The 16,183-nt window shown below is 67.3% G+C and carries 16 protein-coding genes and 1 pseudogene; 7 read left to right on the forward strand and 10 right to left on the reverse strand.

What is annotated here, in order from left to right; genetic code table 11:
• Window positions 1-38: 38 nt before the first annotated feature.
• Window positions 39-1,817, forward strand: a complete 1,779-nt coding sequence (locus H7I57_RS19790) for an AMP-binding protein (RefSeq protein WP_264025510.1) — start codon at window positions 39-41, stop codon at window positions 1,815-1,817.
• Between the two features lie 61 nt (window positions 1,818-1,878).
• On the forward strand, window positions 1,879-3,018 hold the full coding sequence (pe, locus tag H7I57_RS19795) for an acyltransferase PE (RefSeq protein WP_275081471.1): 1,140 nt from the start codon (window positions 1,879-1,881) through the stop codon (window positions 3,016-3,018).
• A 9-nt stretch (window positions 3,019-3,027) separates the two neighbouring features.
• Here pe and H7I57_RS19800 read toward each other — a convergent pair whose 3' ends face one another.
• Complete coding sequence (locus H7I57_RS19800) at window positions 3,028-3,711, reverse strand: GAP family protein (protein ID WP_264025492.1); 684 nt, start codon at window positions 3,709-3,711, stop codon at window positions 3,028-3,030.
• Between the two features lie 106 nt (window positions 3,712-3,817).
• Between H7I57_RS19800 and H7I57_RS19805 the strand changes: the two genes are divergently transcribed.
• Entirely contained in the window at window positions 3,818-4,333 is a 516-nt protein-coding gene (locus H7I57_RS19805) for a flavin reductase family protein (protein WP_275081477.1), read from the forward strand.
• On the opposite strand, the gene H7I57_RS19810 is transcribed toward H7I57_RS19805, so the two are convergent.
• The 3 genes and pseudogenes from H7I57_RS19810 to H7I57_RS19820 form a co-directional block, all read right to left on the reverse strand.
• Complete coding sequence (locus tag H7I57_RS19810) at window positions 4,330-4,491, reverse strand: hypothetical protein (protein WP_264025495.1); 162 nt, start codon at window positions 4,489-4,491, stop codon at window positions 4,330-4,332. The genes H7I57_RS19805 and H7I57_RS19810 overlap by 4 nt on opposite strands.
• A 197-nt stretch (window positions 4,492-4,688) precedes the next feature.
• Window positions 4,689-4,835: pseudogene (locus tag H7I57_RS19815) on the reverse strand (hypothetical protein); the annotation flags it as partial.
• 113 nt (window positions 4,836-4,948) lie between these two features.
• A complete protein-coding gene (locus H7I57_RS19820) occupies window positions 4,949-6,691 on the reverse strand; it encodes an acyl-CoA dehydrogenase family protein (RefSeq protein ID WP_264025496.1) in 1,743 nt (580 codons plus the stop codon).
• Between H7I57_RS19820 and H7I57_RS33250 the strand changes: the two genes are divergently transcribed.
• On the forward strand, window positions 6,690-6,965 hold the full coding sequence (locus H7I57_RS33250) for an AsnC family transcriptional regulator (RefSeq protein WP_275081472.1): 276 nt from the start codon (window positions 6,690-6,692) through the stop codon (window positions 6,963-6,965). The genes H7I57_RS19820 and H7I57_RS33250 overlap by 2 nt on opposite strands.
• Before the next feature lies 1 nt (window position 6,966).
• Here the strand turns inward: H7I57_RS33250 and H7I57_RS19830 are convergent, their stop codons facing one another.
• From H7I57_RS19830 to H7I57_RS19850, 5 genes are all read right to left on the reverse strand, one after another.
• Window positions 6,967-7,362 carry a hypothetical protein gene (locus tag H7I57_RS19830; RefSeq protein ID WP_264025513.1) on the reverse strand — a complete coding sequence of 132 codons (396 nt, stop codon included), beginning with the start codon at window positions 7,360-7,362 and terminating at the stop codon, window positions 6,967-6,969.
• A gap of 85 nt (window positions 7,363-7,447) precedes the next feature.
• On the reverse strand, window positions 7,448-8,203 hold the full coding sequence (locus tag H7I57_RS19835) for a succinate dehydrogenase/fumarate reductase iron-sulfur subunit (RefSeq protein WP_264025498.1): 756 nt from the start codon (window positions 8,201-8,203) through the stop codon (window positions 7,448-7,450).
• Between the two features lies 1 nt (window position 8,204).
• Window positions 8,205-10,259, reverse strand: coding sequence for a fumarate reductase/succinate dehydrogenase flavoprotein subunit (locus H7I57_RS19840; protein WP_264025500.1), 2,055 nt, complete (start codon window positions 10,257-10,259; stop codon window positions 8,205-8,207).
• A gap of 45 nt (window positions 10,260-10,304) precedes the next feature.
• Window positions 10,305-11,144 (reverse strand): succinate dehydrogenase subunit SdhC, encoded by an 840-nt coding sequence (sdhC, locus tag H7I57_RS19845; RefSeq protein WP_264025501.1) that lies wholly within the window; start codon window positions 11,142-11,144, stop codon window positions 10,305-10,307.
• A 61-nt stretch (window positions 11,145-11,205) separates the two neighbouring features.
• Window positions 11,206-11,502, reverse strand: a complete 297-nt coding sequence (locus tag H7I57_RS19850) for an Rv0250c family protein (RefSeq protein WP_264025502.1) — start codon at window positions 11,500-11,502, stop codon at window positions 11,206-11,208.
• 107 nt (window positions 11,503-11,609) lie between these two features.
• Between H7I57_RS19850 and H7I57_RS19855 the strand changes: the two genes are divergently transcribed.
• Window positions 11,610-12,368 (forward strand): isocitrate lyase/PEP mutase family protein, encoded by a 759-nt coding sequence (locus H7I57_RS19855; RefSeq protein WP_264025504.1) that lies wholly within the window; start codon window positions 11,610-11,612, stop codon window positions 12,366-12,368.
• Window positions 12,369-12,456: 88 nt separating this feature from the next.
• Here the strand turns inward: H7I57_RS19855 and H7I57_RS19860 are convergent, their stop codons facing one another.
• Window positions 12,457-12,924 (reverse strand): Hsp20/alpha crystallin family protein, encoded by a 468-nt coding sequence (locus H7I57_RS19860; protein ID WP_264025506.1) that lies wholly within the window; start codon window positions 12,922-12,924, stop codon window positions 12,457-12,459.
• Window positions 12,925-13,127: 203 nt separating this feature from the next.
• Here H7I57_RS19860 and nirB point away from each other — a divergent pair, with 203 nt between their 5' ends.
• Together nirB and nirD are read left to right on the forward strand one after the other, a co-directional pair.
• Complete coding sequence (gene nirB, locus H7I57_RS19865; RefSeq protein WP_275081473.1) at window positions 13,128-15,671, forward strand: nitrite reductase large subunit NirB; 2,544 nt, start codon at window positions 13,128-13,130, stop codon at window positions 15,669-15,671.
• 7 nt (window positions 15,672-15,678) lie between these two features.
• Entirely contained in the window at window positions 15,679-16,038 is a 360-nt protein-coding gene (gene nirD / locus H7I57_RS19870) for a nitrite reductase small subunit NirD (protein ID WP_264025509.1), read from the forward strand.
• Window positions 16,039-16,183: the final 145 nt, after the last annotated feature.

Consider the following 16,183-nt stretch of genomic DNA (forward strand, 5'->3'; position numbering starts at 1 on the left):
CGCCGACGGATCCGCCGAATGATTACGGACGTGCATTGATTTCGACAACGCCTACACCCCAGTCGTCGATTCTGTCGATGCTGCACGGGCGCGCCAGCCTGCGCCCGGACGAGGTGGCATTCACCTTCACCGACTACCACCACGACCCCGCGGGCGTCCCGGAGAGCCTCACCTGGTCGCAGCTGTCCCGCCGGACCATGAATGTGGCCCGGGAGCTCAGCCTGCACGCTGGGGTCGGCGACAGGGCGGTGATCCTGGCACCACAGGGGCTGCATTACATCCTGGCTTTCCTGGGCTCCATGCAGGCCGGACTCGTCGCCGTTCCGCTTCCGCTGCCGCATCGCGGCTCCAGCCATGACCGGGTCGGCGCCGTCTTCGCCGACACCACCCCCTCGGTGGTTCTGACGACGTCGGCGGTCGCGGGTGACGTCGGACATTACGTCGACCGGTCCCGGCTGGACACGGCGCCGAAGATGATCGAGATCGACTCGTTGAATCTGGACGCCGCGGACCAGCCCGGCTTTGCGGCCGCTGAGTTCCCGCGCACGGCGTATCTGCAGTACAGCTCGGGATCGACCCGGCTGCCGACCGGGGTGATGATCTCGCACCGCAACCTTCAGGTGAACTTCGAGCAGTTGATGAGCAGCCTGTTCAGGGGTGTGAACGTCAACTCCTCGACCGACCTCACACTGGTGTCGTGGCTGCCCTTCTACCACGACATGGGTTTGGTGCTGGGTGTCTGCGCACCCATCCTCGGCGGCTTTCCCGCCGAGCTGACGAGCCCCGTCGCGTTCCTCGAGAAGCCGGCCCGCTGGATCCGGGCGCTGGCCGAGAATCCGCACGCCTTTTCGGGGGCTCCCAACTTCGCGTTCGACCTGGCCGCCCGCAAGACCCGGGACAGTGACCTCGCCGGGCTCGATCTCGCGGGGGTGCGCGGCATCATCAACGGCGCCGAACGCGTCGACCCCGCTACCCTGGAACGCTTCGCAGATCGGTTCGCGCACTTCAATTTCCGCGACAATATGCTGCGCCCCTGCTACGGGCTGGCCGAGGCGACGGTCTTCGTGGCCAGTGGCACCTGGAGTGATTCGGTCGGGGATTCGTGGGGGGCGGTCCGTTTCGACGTCGACGAACTGTCCGCCGGCCGTGCGCAGCGGTGTTCGTCCGGAGCGGGCTCCGCGCTGGTGAGGTACGAACTGCCGAAGTCACCCGTGGTGCGGATCGTCGACGTCGACACGCGCCGGGAATGCCCGCCGGACGTCGTCGGCGAGATCTGGGTGCACGGCGACAATGTCGCGGCAGGCTACTGGGGCAGGCCACCGGAGGAGCAAGGGTGCTTCGGCGCAGCACTCGTCGACCCTCCGGCAGGCACGCCGGACGGTCCGTGGCTGCGGACCGGCGATCTGGGCTTCATCTGGAAAGGCGAATTGTTCGTCGTCGGCCGCATCAAGGATCTGCTGATCATCCGCGGCCGTAATCACCATCCCGAGGACATCGAGGCGACGGTGCAGGAGATCACCCGCGGCCGCGTCGCGGCGATCTCGGTTCCGGTGAACAGCACCGAGAACCTCGTGACCGTGATCGAGCTGAAGAAGCGCGCCGACCTCGAAACCGGTGCCGATGGCGACGCGGTGCGTTGGCTCACCGAGGTCAAGAGCGACGTCACCTCCGCGATAGCCAACGCACACGGCGTGAACGTCGGGGACCTGGTTCTGGTACCCCCCGGGTCGATTCCGACGACGACGAGCGGCAAGATCCGGCGCACCGCCTGCGTCGAGCAATACCGGCAGGACCGGTTCACCCGGTTGGACGCCTGAGCAGGACCGGGCAGCAGAGTAAGGTCTGGGGCACAGGCAGATGCGTAGGCGAGGGGCGGGGATGGCAGTGCGGAGACAGTTCGCATCCGTCACTGCGCTGCTAACCATCGGCGCCACAGGATGTTTCGGCCTGGGGATCGCGAGCGCCGACGAGCCACCGATCGTGCCCCCGGGCCCCGCCACCCCCGCCGACGGGCCGCCCCCGCTGGGGACTCCGGGTAGGGCGTACGCCCTGGGAGGCGCCCACGTTCTCGGCATCCCCTACGACGAATACATCATGCGCACGGGCGCGGACTGGTTCCCTGGTCTCGACCGCCAGATCGTCGACTATCCCGCAGGGCAGGTTCAGGGCCACACCCTGGAACGGTTGTTCCCCGGCATCGGCCGCCTCGACGACTCGTTCCCCGGTCTGGGTATCGACGGCCCCAGTGTCGGCGAGTCGGTCGACGTCGGAGCGCCCGACACCATCAGCGCGATCCGCGAGGGTGGCCCCGGCACCGCGATCGGCCTCTCCGAGGGCGCGATGGTGCTCAACGACGTACAGGCGCGGCTCGCCTATGACCCGGCGGCTCCACCGCCCGATCAGCTGAGCTTCGCCACCTACGGCGACCCGGTGGCACGGCACGCATTCGGCGAGAGCTTCCTGACGCAGAACTTCCCCGTCGGCAGCGTCGTGCCCTCACTCGACTACCGGATCCCGCCGCCGGTCGAGAGCCAGTACGACACCTACCAGTTCGTGTCCGCCTACGACAGCATCGCCGACTGGCCGGACCGGCCGGACAACTGGCTTTCCGTCGCCAACGCGATCGTCGGCCTCGCCACCGGTCACACCGCCGTCGCGTTCACCGCACCGAGCATGGTGCCGCCGCAGAACATCAGGACGACCGTCAACTCGAGGGGCGCGACGACGACGACGTTCATGATTCCCGAGGAGCATCTTCCCCTGGTCCTGCCGTTCAAATATCTCGGCGTGCCGAAAGAGACGCTGATCGAACTCGACGCGGTCCTGAAGCCGTACGTGGACGCCGGATACTCGCGCAACGACGATCCGCTGACCGCGCCGATCACCGTGGATCCGGTGAACGGCTACGACCCGGCGGCCGTCACCGCGCCGGCCACGCAGGCCGCGTTCGGCGGCGCCGCCGATCCGGTATCGCAGCTGCTCTCGGGCCTGCAGTACGTGCTGAACAACCCGCCGTAGCCCGAGCGGCTACAGCCCGGAGTACCCGACGACGAGAAGCGCACAGCCGACCACGGCGAGCAGAACCGCGACCCCGTGGCGTCCCTTCGACCGCATCCAGTCGTAGAGGGCCGATAGCGTTGCGCGGGTGCGTTCCGGGGCCACCAGGTAGGCCAGCAGCGGGATCTCCACCAGCCCGAAGGCCACCGTGTTGAACAGCATCAAGGCGCCGAACTGGGTGGCCGCCGCGGCGCCGGAGGCGACGATGAGTGCCAGTGCGGCGAGATAGTCGACGGACGGCAGCGCGATGCCGAGGCCGGCGACGCCCGCCGCCCACAGCGAGCGGCCGTTGAGCAGCCGCCGGGTGCGGGTCGCGACCGGTGTCAGCATTCGTTGCGCGCGACCGGCTGAGCCGTCGCTCCGGGTGCGTCGCACCGCCCCGAACACGCCGGTGGCCAGCAATGCAGCGTTGACCAGGACCACCGCGCCGACGACGATCTGCACCCTGGGCAGGGTGAAGTGCGCCGACCCCAGAGCCGGGCGCAGGAGGAACAGCACGATCACACCGACCGTGGTGCCCATCGCGAAACCGCCCGCGAGGAAGGCGAGCAGTTGCAGACCCGGCCGGGGCCGGTTGATCATCAGGACCGTCATGCCGATCCGGAACGGCTCGAGGCTGACCGCGACGGCCATCGCCAGGAGCGTGATCCACATGATGGCGTCACGTTACCGTTCCCGAAACGGCTCTTGCGCTCACGCAGATCGGGACACCGGCCGCCGGACACCCGGACGTGGGCGGCGCTCACGGGTACGTGTGATGATGGTGGTGATGAGCGGTACAACGAGCGATTCGGGGACCAACCTCAGTCCGTCGTCCCTGCGGGAGGCGTTCGGCCACTTCCCCTGCGGGGTTATCGCGATCGCGGCGGAGGTCGACGGCACCCGGGTGGGCCTTGCGGCCAGCACGTTCGTCCCGGTGTCCCTCGATCCGCCGCTGGTGTCGTTCTGTGTGCAGAACACGTCCACGACGTGGCCACGGCTCAAGGATGTCCCCTACCTCGGGATCAGCGTGCTGGGGGAGGCGCATGACGAGGCCGCGCGGACACTGGCGGCCAAGACCGGCGACCGGTTCGCGGGCCTGGACACCTCATCGAGTGACCGCGGTGCGGTGTTCGTCCGCGGCACCAGCGTGTGGCTGGAAAGCGCCATCGAGCAGTTGATCCCGGCGGGGGATCACACCATCGTCATTCTCAGGGTCAGCGATATCACCGTGCACCCGGACGTGCCGCCAATCGTGTTTCACCGCAGCACGTTTCGCCGGCTCGGCGAGGCTTAGGGGCGGGCGCCGAGTTCGTCGCGGTAGTTCTTGATGCGCTGATCCAGTTCGGCGGCATCGGCGCTGCGACCTTCCCTGCGGGCCAGGTCGGCGCGGGTGCTGAGTTCGCGGATCGCGGTGCGAATGTCGTTGACGCTTTGGGGCTCTCGAAGCGACATGTGGCTGCCTTTCTTCGGTGATTGGCTGCTTTCTGGAGCGTACCCCCGTGCAACCCGTCTACACCTGCGTGTGACCGTCCGGTTTGATGACGGTTGCCCCGTGCGGCGGCACCGCGGTCCGGCAGCTGGTCGCCGGCGCGTTGCCGCAGCTCCCGGCCGGGGATATGCAGGGCCCCCGGGATGTGGCCCTGGTGCCACGCGGCCGCCGACCGGGTGTCGACGACGACCGGTGCACTGCCCGCCGCCCGCGCGGCGGCCAGGTCCGCGGGGTCGATCTCGTGGGCGAGCTTGGCGGCGAAGAACGCGCGGGCAGCCGACGCGGGGTCGCAGGCGGTTTCGGTCATGAGGACATCGAACAGCGGCGAAGCCGCCCTGTGAACGGATACATCGCGGCAGTCAGGCTGTCGCGCCGTGGTATCGACGGGATCTTCGGCGATACACCCGACAATCCACGCTGCTAGGGGCGCATCGCGTAGGCGCCGTCATAACCCTGCACCTGCTGCCAGACCCGGTCGAAGCGGGCCGGGTCGGCCGCCGGTTTGCGCACCGCCGCCAGCGCCCACGCCTGTTGGGCGGGTGTGGAGCTCGGCTTGCCGTGCAGCGCGACGGCGTACGCGGAGAAGTCGCGGATCGCGACGTCGAAGATCTGGTCGGTGAGATCGCGGTCGAGGCCGGTCAGCTCGGCCTGCTCGAGGATCAACTGCCCGTACACCACCAGTGTGAACAGGTGCCCGACGACGAGGACGAAGTCGAGGTCGGCCTGCTGATCGGCGTCGGGCGCTGCGGTGCTCAGCAGTTCCTTCAGCGCCTGGGCCTGCTCGTAGAAGCGGGCGACGTTGGGAATGTCCGAGTGCCTCTCGTAGATCGGCGCCCAGTCCGCGAACTGCACCTTCGAGGCGCCGCGGGCCGGGCCCTGCGACCAGAAGAACACGTCGTCCGCCGGGTCGTCCCTGGTGCCGATCGGGGGGTACTCGGTCGGATTGAACATGTAGTTCGGCATGAACTTCAGGATCTGCGCCACGTTGACGTGCACCGTGCCCTCCAGACGCGGCAGCGCCCCGATGAGTCGGGCCGCCTCGCAGAAGTAGGTGTTCTTCTCGAAACCCTTGGCGGCCAGCACATCCCACAGCAGGGTGATGACCTTCTCGCCTTCGGAGGTGACCTTGGACTTGGTCACCGGGTTGAACAGCAGGTATCGGCGGTCATCGAGGCCGGCGCTGCGGAAGTAGTCGATCGCCCGGTCGCTGAACAGCTTCATCGCGATCAGCCGGGCGTAGGCGTCGACGAAGCTCGCGCGCACGTGCGGAAAATCGGTGACCGGGTTGCCGTAGAGGATGCGATTGTTGGCGTGCGTGATCGCTTCGAAGAACGCATGCTCGCACATCCCGATCGAGCCGCTGCACAGGTTGAACTTGCCGACGTTGACGGTGTTCAGGGCCGCCGAGAAAGCCTCGGGGCCGGTGCGAAGGATGTCCTCTTCGTACACCGGGTAGTCGTCGAGCCGAAAGTTGCTGACGAACATCTGGCCGTGCACGACGTTGTCGATCAGTTCGTAATTCTCGTGGGCGCTGTCGGCGACGAACCAGATGTAACCGTCGGCGCCGTCGACGTCGGTGCGGCGCGAGAACACCGACACCATCCCGGCGACGTTGCCGTTGCCGATGTAGTACTTCTCGCCCGACGCCCGGAACAGAACGCCCTCGGTGTCGTTCGTGGCCGCCGGAGTCAGCAGCATGTCGGTGTTGTAGATGTCGGCGCCGTGGTCACGTTCGGACAGTCCGAATGCCATCACACCGCCGGCTTCGAGTTGGGCGGCCGCCTTCTCCTTGGCCTTGACGTTGTCGCTCTGCCAGATCGGTCCGAGCCCGAGGATCGTAACCTGTTCGGCGTACCAGTAGGCCAGCCCGTAGAACCCGAGGATCTCGCTCAGCACGGCGTTGCGCGAGGTGTCCCAGCGCTTGTTCGCGTCCCCGTCGGCGAACTCCGACGGGGTGAGGAAGGTCGCGAACAGCCGCTCCTTCTTGACGAAGTCCAGGAAGTCGGCCACCCACGTCGCCTCCAGATCGTCGCGAAGCAGCCGCACCTTTCCCCGCTCCTCGAACCACTCGATCAGGGCGCGCAGTCGGCGCCGCGATTCGGGGTCGAGCTGTGGAGGGTCGAAGGTGTTGGGGTTGAGCAACAGTCCGCGGGAGTTCGGCATGCGGTCGAATCTAGGTGGGATCATCGGCGATGTGCCGGACAATCAACGGATCACCCTCGACCGTACCGACGAGGCGATCCTGCAGGCGTTGCAGACCAACGGCCGAATGAGCACCGCTGACCTGGCACGCACCGTGTCGCTGTCGCCGCGCTGGGTTACCCGATCACGGCTTTCGTCCGGTTGGCCACCCGGCAGGATCGCGACGCTGGGGAAGATCACGACCAACGTCGTCTACTCGAGCCCGCTCACGGGCCGACGGCTGCTGCCGGCCTGACTCAGGCGTGCACGTCGCGCAGGCCGACGGCATTGCGAAGACCCGAGCAGTTCACGCAGCCGACGCAGCCGATGCAGTCCTCGCAGCTGATGCAGCCCACGCACGCCCGGCACTTCGTGCACTCGATGCAGCCGAGGCACGCCAGGCACCCCCGGCAGACGATGCAGAACACGGTGAGGATGCAGCCGGCGATCGCGGCGCTGCCCGCGGTGGCGATCGACCCGGCGACCGCCGCGCTGCCGGACGTCGCGATCGAGCGCACCACGGCCGCGCTGCCCGCGGTGGCGATCGACCCGGCCACTCCGGCACTGCCCGCCGTGGCGATCGAACCGGCGACGACGGCGCTGCCCCGCGTGACGATCGACCCGGCGACGACGGCGCTGTCCGATGTCGCGATCGACCCGGCGACGGCGTAGCTGTTCTCCGTCGCAGCCGATCGGACGGACGTATCGCCCGGTGCCGACGGGTCCGCGGTCACCCGCCTACTTCCGGCGGAAGAGCTTGCTGCCCAGCCAGACCACCGGGTCGTACTTGCGGTCGGCCGCGCGCTCCTTCATCGGGATCAGCGCGTTGTCGGTGATCTTGATGTGCTCGGGACAGACCTCGGTGCAGCACTTGGTGATGTTGCAGAAGCCGAGACCGTTCTCGTCCTGCGCCTGCTCGGGACGACGCTCCAGGGTGTCCAGCGGATGCATGTCCAGTTCGGCCTGACGCATCAGGTACCGGGGGCCGGAGAACGCCGTCTTGTTCTCCTCGTGGTCACGCACCACGTGGCAGACGTTCTGGCACAGGAAGCACTCGATGCACTTGCGGAACTCCTGCGACCGGTTGACGTCCTCCTGCTGCATGCGGTATTCGCCGGGCTGGAGATCTTTCGGCGGCGTGAACGACGGGATCTCCCTGGCCTTCTCGTAGTTGAAGGACACGTCGGTGACCAGATCGCGCATCACCGGGAAGGTCCGCAACGGCGTCACGGTCACCGTCTCGTCCTCACCGAATGTCGACATCCGGGTCATGCACATCAACCGCGGCCTGCCGTTGATCTCCGCCGAGCAGGACCCGCACTTGCCCGCCTTGCAGTTCCAGCGCACCGCCAGATCCGGTGTCTGGGTGGCCTGCAGGCGATGGATGATGTCGAGCACCACCTCGCCCTCGTTGACCTCGACTGTGAAGTCCCGTAACTCGCCGCCGCTGACGTCGCCGCGCCAGACCCGAAGGTTCGCGTTATAGGCAGCCATGTCAGCCCTTTCGTCCTGGGTGCGCGGCGAGTTCGCCGTCGGTGTAGTACTTCGCGAGTTCGGAGAATTCGAAACACTCCAGCAGGTCCGGACGCATCGGCAACTGCTCCTCGGCTTCGACCGTGACGCCGGGGACCATCGCGTCGACGGTCGCGACGTCGTCGGTCCGGCACACCAGCAGCGTGTTTCGCCACTTGGCGTCCATCTCCGGGTAGTCGTCGCGGGTGTGTCCGCCGCGGCTCTCGGTGCGCTTCAGGGCGGCCTTGGCCACGCATTCGCTGACCAGCAGCATGTTGCGCATGTCGATGGCCAGGTGCCAGCCGGGGTTGAACACCCGTCCGCCTTCGACGGTGACGTTCTGCACCCGGGCCCTCAGCTCGTCGAGCTTGGCCAGCGCCGCCTGGATCTCGTCCTCCTTGCGGATGATGCCGACGAGGTCGTTCATCGACTCCTGCAGTTCGGCGTGCAGGGTGTACGGGTTCTCGGGGCTGGGGTGCGTGTCGAACGGCGCCAACGCCATCTTGGTCGCCTCGTCGACGGACTCCTGCGACACGGTCGGGCGCTCGGGCAGCCCCCGCACGTAGTCGGCCGCGCCGAGACCGGCGCGGCGGCCGAACACCAGCAGGTCGCTCAACGAGTTTCCGCCGAGGCGGTTGCTGCCGTGCATGCCCCCGGAGCATTCACCCGCGGCGAACAGTCCGGGCGTGGCGGCTCCGCCGGTGTCCGGGTCGACCTCGATGCCGCCCATGACGTAGTGGCAGGTCGGGCCGACTTCCATCTCGTCCTTGGTGATGTCGACCTCGGCCAACTCGATGAACTGGTGGTACATCGACGGCAGTCGGCGCCTGATCTCCTCGGTCGGCATGCGCGACGCGATGTCGAGGAAGACGCCGCCGTGGGGCGATCCGCGACCGGCCTTCACCTCGGAGTTGATGGCGCGGGCCACCTCGTCGCGGGGGAGCAGGTCAGGGGTGCGGCGCGCGGAGTCGTTGTCCTTGAGCCACTGGTCGGCCTCTTCCTCCGACTCGGCGTACTGGCCTTTGAACACTTCGGGGATGTAGTCGAACATGAACCGCTTGCCCTCGGAGTTCTTCAGCACTCCGCCGTCGCCGCGAACACCTTCGGTGACGAGGATGCCCTTCACCGACAGAGGCCACACCATGCCGGTGGGGTGGAACTGGATGAACTCCATGTTGATCAGGCTCGAGCCCGCACGAAGCGCCAACGCGTGGCCGTCGCCGGTGTACTCCCACGAGTTCGACGACACCTTGAACGACTTGCCGATCCCACCGGTGGCGAGCACCACGGCGGGCGCCTCGAAGAGCACGAAGTTGCCGGTCTCGCGGTAGTAGCCGAACGCGCCGGCGATGCGGCCCTGGTTGTGTCCCTGGGCGCCCGTCGTGTCGTGCGCTGCGCTGGGGTTCGCGCTGGGGCCCTTGTCCAGGATCAGGTCGGTGATCGAACACTCGTGGAAGACCCGGATCCGCGCCTCGTAGTCGCCGAACTCGGCCTTGTCCTCCTGCTGCAGCGAGACGATCTTCTGCTGCAGGGTGCGGATGATCTCCAAGCCGGTGCGGTCGCCGACGTGGGCCAGACGCGGATAGGTGTGGCCACCGAAGTTGCGCTGGCTGATCCGGCCGTCCTTGGTGCGGTCGAACAGCGCGCCGTAGGTCTCCAGCTCCCACACCCGGTCGGGGGCCTCCTGCGCGTGCAGCTCGGCCATCCGCCAGTTGTTGAGGAACTTGCCGCCGCGCATGGTGTCGGCGAAGTGGATCTGCCAGGTGTCCTTCGGGTTCGCGTTCTTCATCGCCGCCGCGCAGCCGCCTTCGGCCATCACGGTGTGCGCCTTGCCGAACAGCGACTTGGTCACCACGGCGACGCGCAGGCCGCGCTCGCGTGCCTCGATCACCGCACGCAGACCCGCGCCGCCGGCACCGATCACGACGACGTCGTACTGGTGCCGTTCCAATGTCGATGAGCCGCTTGCGCGAAGAGCGTCCTGCGTCGATGAGCCGCTTGCGCGAAGACCATCCTGCTGAGCTTCATCCGAAGCCATCAAACCTCACTCGTCCTATCAAAAACCAGATTGTGAATTGTCTTGCTAACCAATGAATCTCAGGTCGGAAATGGTGCCGCTCGCCACCAGCATGATGTAGAAGTCGGTCAGCATCAGGGTGCCGAGCGTGATCCACGCATACTGCTTGTGCCGGACGTTGAGCCTGCTGATCTGAGTCCACATCCAGTACCGGACGGGATGTTTGGAGAAGTGCTTGAGGCGGCCGCCGGCGACGTGCCTGCAGGAGTGGCACGAGATCGTGTAGACCCACAGCATGACGACGTTGACGATCAGGATCACGTTGCCCAGACCGAAGCCGAAACCGGTGGGCGAGTGGAACGCCTTGATCGCGTCGTACGTGTTGATCACCGAGATGATCGCCGCGATGTAGAAGAAGTACCGGTGGGTGTTCTGGATGATCAGCGGTAACCGCGTCTCCCCGGTGTACTTCGCGTGCGGTTCGGCCACCGCGCACGCGGTCGGCGCCTGCCACACCGTGCGGTAGTAGGCCCCGCGATAGTAGTAACAGGTCAGCCGGAACAGCAGCAGGAACGGTAGCGAGAACGCCGCATACGGCAGCCACCACACGTCGGGGAGGTACTGACCGAAGTGGCTGGCCGCGGGAATGCAGCCGGACTGGGTGGCCTCGTTCCACTTGACCACGCACGGCGAGTAGAACGGCGTCAGGTAGTGGTAGTCGGCGACGTAGTAGTTGTTCTGCATGAACGCCCGCACCGTCGCGTAGACGATGAACGCCGCGAACCCCAGGTCGATGATGATGGGCGACTTCAGCCAGTTGTCGGTGCGCAGGGTGCGTTGTGAAATCTGCGCGCGGCCAGGCGAGAAGACGCCGGTCGCTTTGCGATCGGCGGTGGGTGCGCTCACGGTTGCCTTTCTATGCTGTTGTAACCCCCGAACACGTCCCGTGTTTCACGGCACGCGGCGCTCAATGCGTCCCGCCGAGACCTTCGTCGTCGACGCCGCGCCAGAAGTCCGAGTCGTACTGAGTATCGGGGATCGCGATCCGCTCGCCCACATGGTGGTGTCCGCTGACGCCACGGGCGAGTTCCAGTTCTTCTGCGTCGATGTCGAGTCGGTCGATATCGTTGAGGATGCGTTCGGCGTCGTTGACGATGCGACGGGTAGCTGGGCTGTTCCCGTATCGCGACGCAAGCGACGTCACGCAGCGCCGGAGGCTTCCGATCAGATCGTGAAGCTCGGCGAGTTCGGTGGTGCTGGACAAGTGACCTCCTTGGGCTGAAGGGTGTCAGGGATCACAGTACGCAATCGATGCTAGTCACAACACCGATGCGATGGTGAGACGGGTCACGTTGATGAGTGGAGGAACGCATGTCTGATGACGTCCTGAAGGGCCGCGCGGAGACGCTGCTGGCGCTGCACCGGCCCGGGGATCCGGTGATCCTGCCGACGGTGTGGGATGCCTGGTCGGCGCGCCTGGCCACCGGCGCCGGGTTCGCTGCGCTCACGGTCGGCAGCCATCCGGTGGCCGACTCGGTCGGCAAGGCCGACAACGAGGGCATGACGTTCGACGACCTGCTCACCCGGGTCGCGCAGATCACCGCCGCGGTCGACGTGCCGATCTCGGTCGACATCGAGGCCGGGTACGGGGAGGCGCCGGACCGGCTCATCGACGGTCTGTTGTCGGTCGGCGCGGTCGGGCTCAACATCGAGGACACCGTGCACAGCGAGGGTGGCCGGCTACGGTCCGCCGACGAGCATGCCGAGTTGGTCGGCGGCCTGCGCGCGGCGGCCGACGCGGCCGGGGTGCACGTCGTGGTCAATGCGCGCACCGACCTGTTCCTGCGCAAGGACGGCGACGAGGCCGACCGGGTCGATCGGGCCATCGCGCGGCTGAAGAAGGCGGCCGACGCGGGCGCCGACGTCCTGTATCCGGTGGGTCGTCACGACGCCGGGACGACGCGCCGGCTCGCCGATGAGCTTCCGCTGCCGATCAACGCGATCGCGCTGCCCGATCAGGACGACCCGGCGTCGTTCGGCCCGCTCGGAGTGGGCCGGATCAGCTTCGGCCCGTTCCTGCAGGCCGCGCTGGCGGCCCGCGGTAAGGAGATCCTGGGCCGCTGGGCCTGACCCCAACACCCGCCGAAACGGCATTCCAGCAGGTCCTCACTCGCAGGATCGCTGCTGGAATGCCATTTCGGCATAGGGGGATCGCGGGTTACTTGCTCTCGATCGCGATGCGCTGGGCTTCGGCGCCCTTGTGGGCTCCGGCCACGCGAACGGTCAAGACGCCTGCGTCGTAACCTGCCGAGACGGCGTCGCCGGTGATGTGGGCGGGCAGTGCGAACGAGCGGTGGAACGAGCCGTACCGCACCTCGCTGAACCCGCGGACCCCGCCGTCTTCGGCGCGCTCCTCGGTGCGCTCGTCACGGCGTTCACCGCGGATGACGAGCCTGCCCTTGTCCACCTCGACGTGGACGTCCTCGGCTACGTCCACACCGGGCAGGTCCACCCGGATGACGGCGTCGTCGCCGTCCCTGGCGACCTCGACGGCGGGGTTGATGCCCTGCTTGATGTCGGTGGCCCACTCCTTGGCGGTCACCGGGCCGAAGAAGTCGCGCACCCAGCGGTCGCTGTCCCACGCGGGACGGCTCCACAGGGACAGAGCCGGGGTCAGAGTGCTCATGGTTCATCTCCTGTTGTCGTCGACCGGCTCCGTGCCGGTACGTCTACGGAGAAGAACTTGAGCGAACCACGCTCATGTTCCGGATGCGCGTTCGCCGTGAGAGAACGGACTCACAACGGTCCGTCGGCGTCGGTGAGAACACCGTGATGGGCGCTTCACATGAGGCGACACGGCGGCAATATCAGCTCCCTAGCCTGTCTGCCATGGCGCCAACATCGCACGTCGTGGTCGTCGGCCACGGCATGGTCGGACACCGGTTCGTCGAAGCCCTGCGGGCTCGCGACACCGGCTGCAGCTGGCGGGTGACCGTCCTCGCCGAGGAACTCGACGCCGCCTACGACCGGGTCGGCCTCACCGGCTACACCGAACACTGGGACCGCGCCCGGCTGGCACTGCCGGGCAACGACTACCTCGGTGACCCGCTCGTCGAGGTCCGGCTCGGAAGCCGGGTCACCGCGGTCGACCGGGCGGCCAAGGTGGTGACGACCGCCGACGGCGCGCGGATCGACTACGACGCGCTGGTGCTGGCGACGGGGTCGTACGCGTTCGTCCCGCCCGTGCCGGGCCGGGACCTGCCGTCGTGTCACGTCTACCGCACCCTCGATGACCTCGATGCGATCCGCGCCGACGCCGCGCGGGCCCGCGAGAGCAACCGGTCGCCCGTCGGTGTCGTGATCGGCGGCGGCCTGTTGGGCCTGGAGGCGGCCAACGCGCTGCGCGGGTTCGGATTGAGCGCACATGTCGTCGAGCGCTCGCCGCGGCTGATGGCGCAGCAACTCGACGAGGCTGGCGGCGCCCTGCTCAACAGGATGATCAGCGAGTTGGGCATCGTCGTGCACACCGACGTCGGCACCGAGTCGATCAAACCGGCGCAACGCAACAAGCCGCTGCGGCGCTCGGCCGAGGACGACTCGATGCGGGTGACGCTGAGCGACGGGACGTTCATCGACGCCGGAGTCGTCGTCTTCGCGGCAGGGGTGCGTCCGCGTGACGAACTGGCCCGCGAGGCGGGCCTGCGGATCGCTGAGCGAGGCGGAGTTCTCACCGACATCTCCTGTGCCACAAGTGATGCCAACATCTACGCGATCGGCGAGGTCGCTGCGATCGAGGGCCGCTGCTACGGGTTGGTGGGTCCCGGGTACACCAGCGCCGAGGTGGTGGCCGACCGGCTGCTGGGCGGCGCCGCGGAGTTCCCCGAGGCCGATATGTCGACCAAGCTGAAGTTGCTCGGCGTCGACGTGGCCAGCTTCGGCGACGCGATGGGCGCCACGCCGGACTGCCTGTCGGTGGTGGTCAACGACGCCGTCAACCAGACCTACGCCAAGCTGGTGCTCTCCGACGACGCCAAGACACTGCTCGGCGGCATCCTGGTCGGCGACGCGTCGGCGTACGGGATCCTGCGCCCGATGGTCGGTGAGCAGTTGCCGGGGGATCCGCTGGCCCTCATCGCACCCGCCGGATCTGAAGGCTCAGCGGGACTCGGCGTCGGCGCGCTGCCGGCGGCGGCGCAGATCTGCTCGTGCAACAACGTCACCAAGGGTGATCTGACCGCGGCCATCGGGTCGGGCTGCTGCGACGTCGCCGAACTGAAGAAGTGCACCTTGGCGGGCACCTCGTGTGGCTCCTGCGTGCCGCTGCTCAAGCAACTGCTCGAGGCCGAGGGTGTCGAACAGTCCAAGGCGCTGTGCGAGCACTTCAGCCAGTCGCGGGCCGAACTGTTCGAGATCGTCAGCGCCACCGACATCCGGACGTTCACGGGCCTGATCGAGCGGTTCGGCACCGGAAAGGGTTGCGACATCTGCAAACCCGTCGTGGCGTCGATCCTCGCCTCGACCAGCTCCGGCCATATCCTCGACGGTGAGCAGGCCTCGCTGCAGGACTCCAACGACCACTTCCTGGCCAACATCCAGCGCAACGGCAGCTACTCGGTGGTGCCCCGGGTGCCCGGCGGTGACATCACCCCCGAGCACCTCATCCTGATCGGCGAGATCGCCCGGGATTTCGGGCTGTACACCAAGATCACCGGCGGGCAGCGCATCGACATGTTCGGCGCCAGGGTGGATCAGCTGCCCGAGATCTGGCGCCGCCTCGTCGAGGGCGGCATGGAGTCCGGTCACGCGTACGGCAAGGCGTTGCGCACCGTCAAGAGCTGTGTGGGCAGCGACTGGTGCCGTTACGGCCAACAGGATTCGGTGCAGATGGCGATCAACCTCGAACTGCGCTACCGCGGACTGCGGGCGCCCCACAAGATCAAGATGGGCGTGTCGGGGTGTGCCCGCGAGTGCGCGGAGGCCCGCGGCAAGGACGTCGGCGTCATCGCCACCGAAACCGGGTGGAACCTGTATGTGGGTGGCAACGGCGGAGCGACGCCGCGGCACGCCGAACTGCTGGCGAGCGACCTCGACGACGACACCCTGGTGCGCTACATCGACCGGTTCCTGATGTTCTACATCCGCACCGCGGATCGCCTGCAGCGCACCGCACCGTGGGTGGAGGAGATGGGGCTGGAGCACCTCCGAGAGGTTGTCTGCGACGACTCGCTGGGGCTGGCAGACGAATTCGAGGCGGCGATCGGCCGGCATGTCGAGAACTACGCGTGCGAATGGAAGGGCGTGCTCGAGGATCCCGACAAGCTGTCGAGGTTCGTCTCGTTCGTCAACGCCCCGGACATCCCCGACCCCACGGTCGAGTTCACCGAGCGGTCGGGCCGCAAGGTGCCGATCGGCATGCCGAAGGTAGGAAGGTAGCCCGAAGATGACTGTGGTCAACAACATCGAGGACGACATCCGGGTCTGGACGACGGCGTGCGCCTACGACTTCCTCCAGCCGTGCCGCGGCGTGGGCGTGCTGCTGCCCGACGGCGCCCAGGCCGCGTTGTTCCGGCTCGACGACGGCACACTGCACGCGGTCGGCAACATCGACCCCTTCTCCGGAGCGGCGGTGATGTCGCGTGGCATCGTCGGTGACCGGGGCGGCCGCCCCACCGTCCAGTCACCGCTGAAGAAGCAGGCTTTCGCCCTCGACGACGGCAGTTGCCTCGACGATCCGGAGGTGTCGCTGCCGGTGTATGCGACGCGGATCACCCCCGAGGGCGACGTCCAACTCGGCTCCTGATTCCCCGCCGAAACGGCATTCCAGCAGGGCCTCACTCGTAGTTTCGCTGCTAATCCGAAAATGGCGGTGAGTTGGGTGTGGAGTCTGCGCGTCGGTATGGCCGTGTGGTGACGGCGGGGGTGTTGGTGTTGTGGGTCAGGCTGCT

Source organism: Mycolicibacterium pyrenivorans, assembly GCF_025821625.1.
GTDB lineage: Bacteria > Actinomycetota > Actinomycetes > Mycobacteriales > Mycobacteriaceae > Mycobacterium > Mycobacterium pyrenivorans.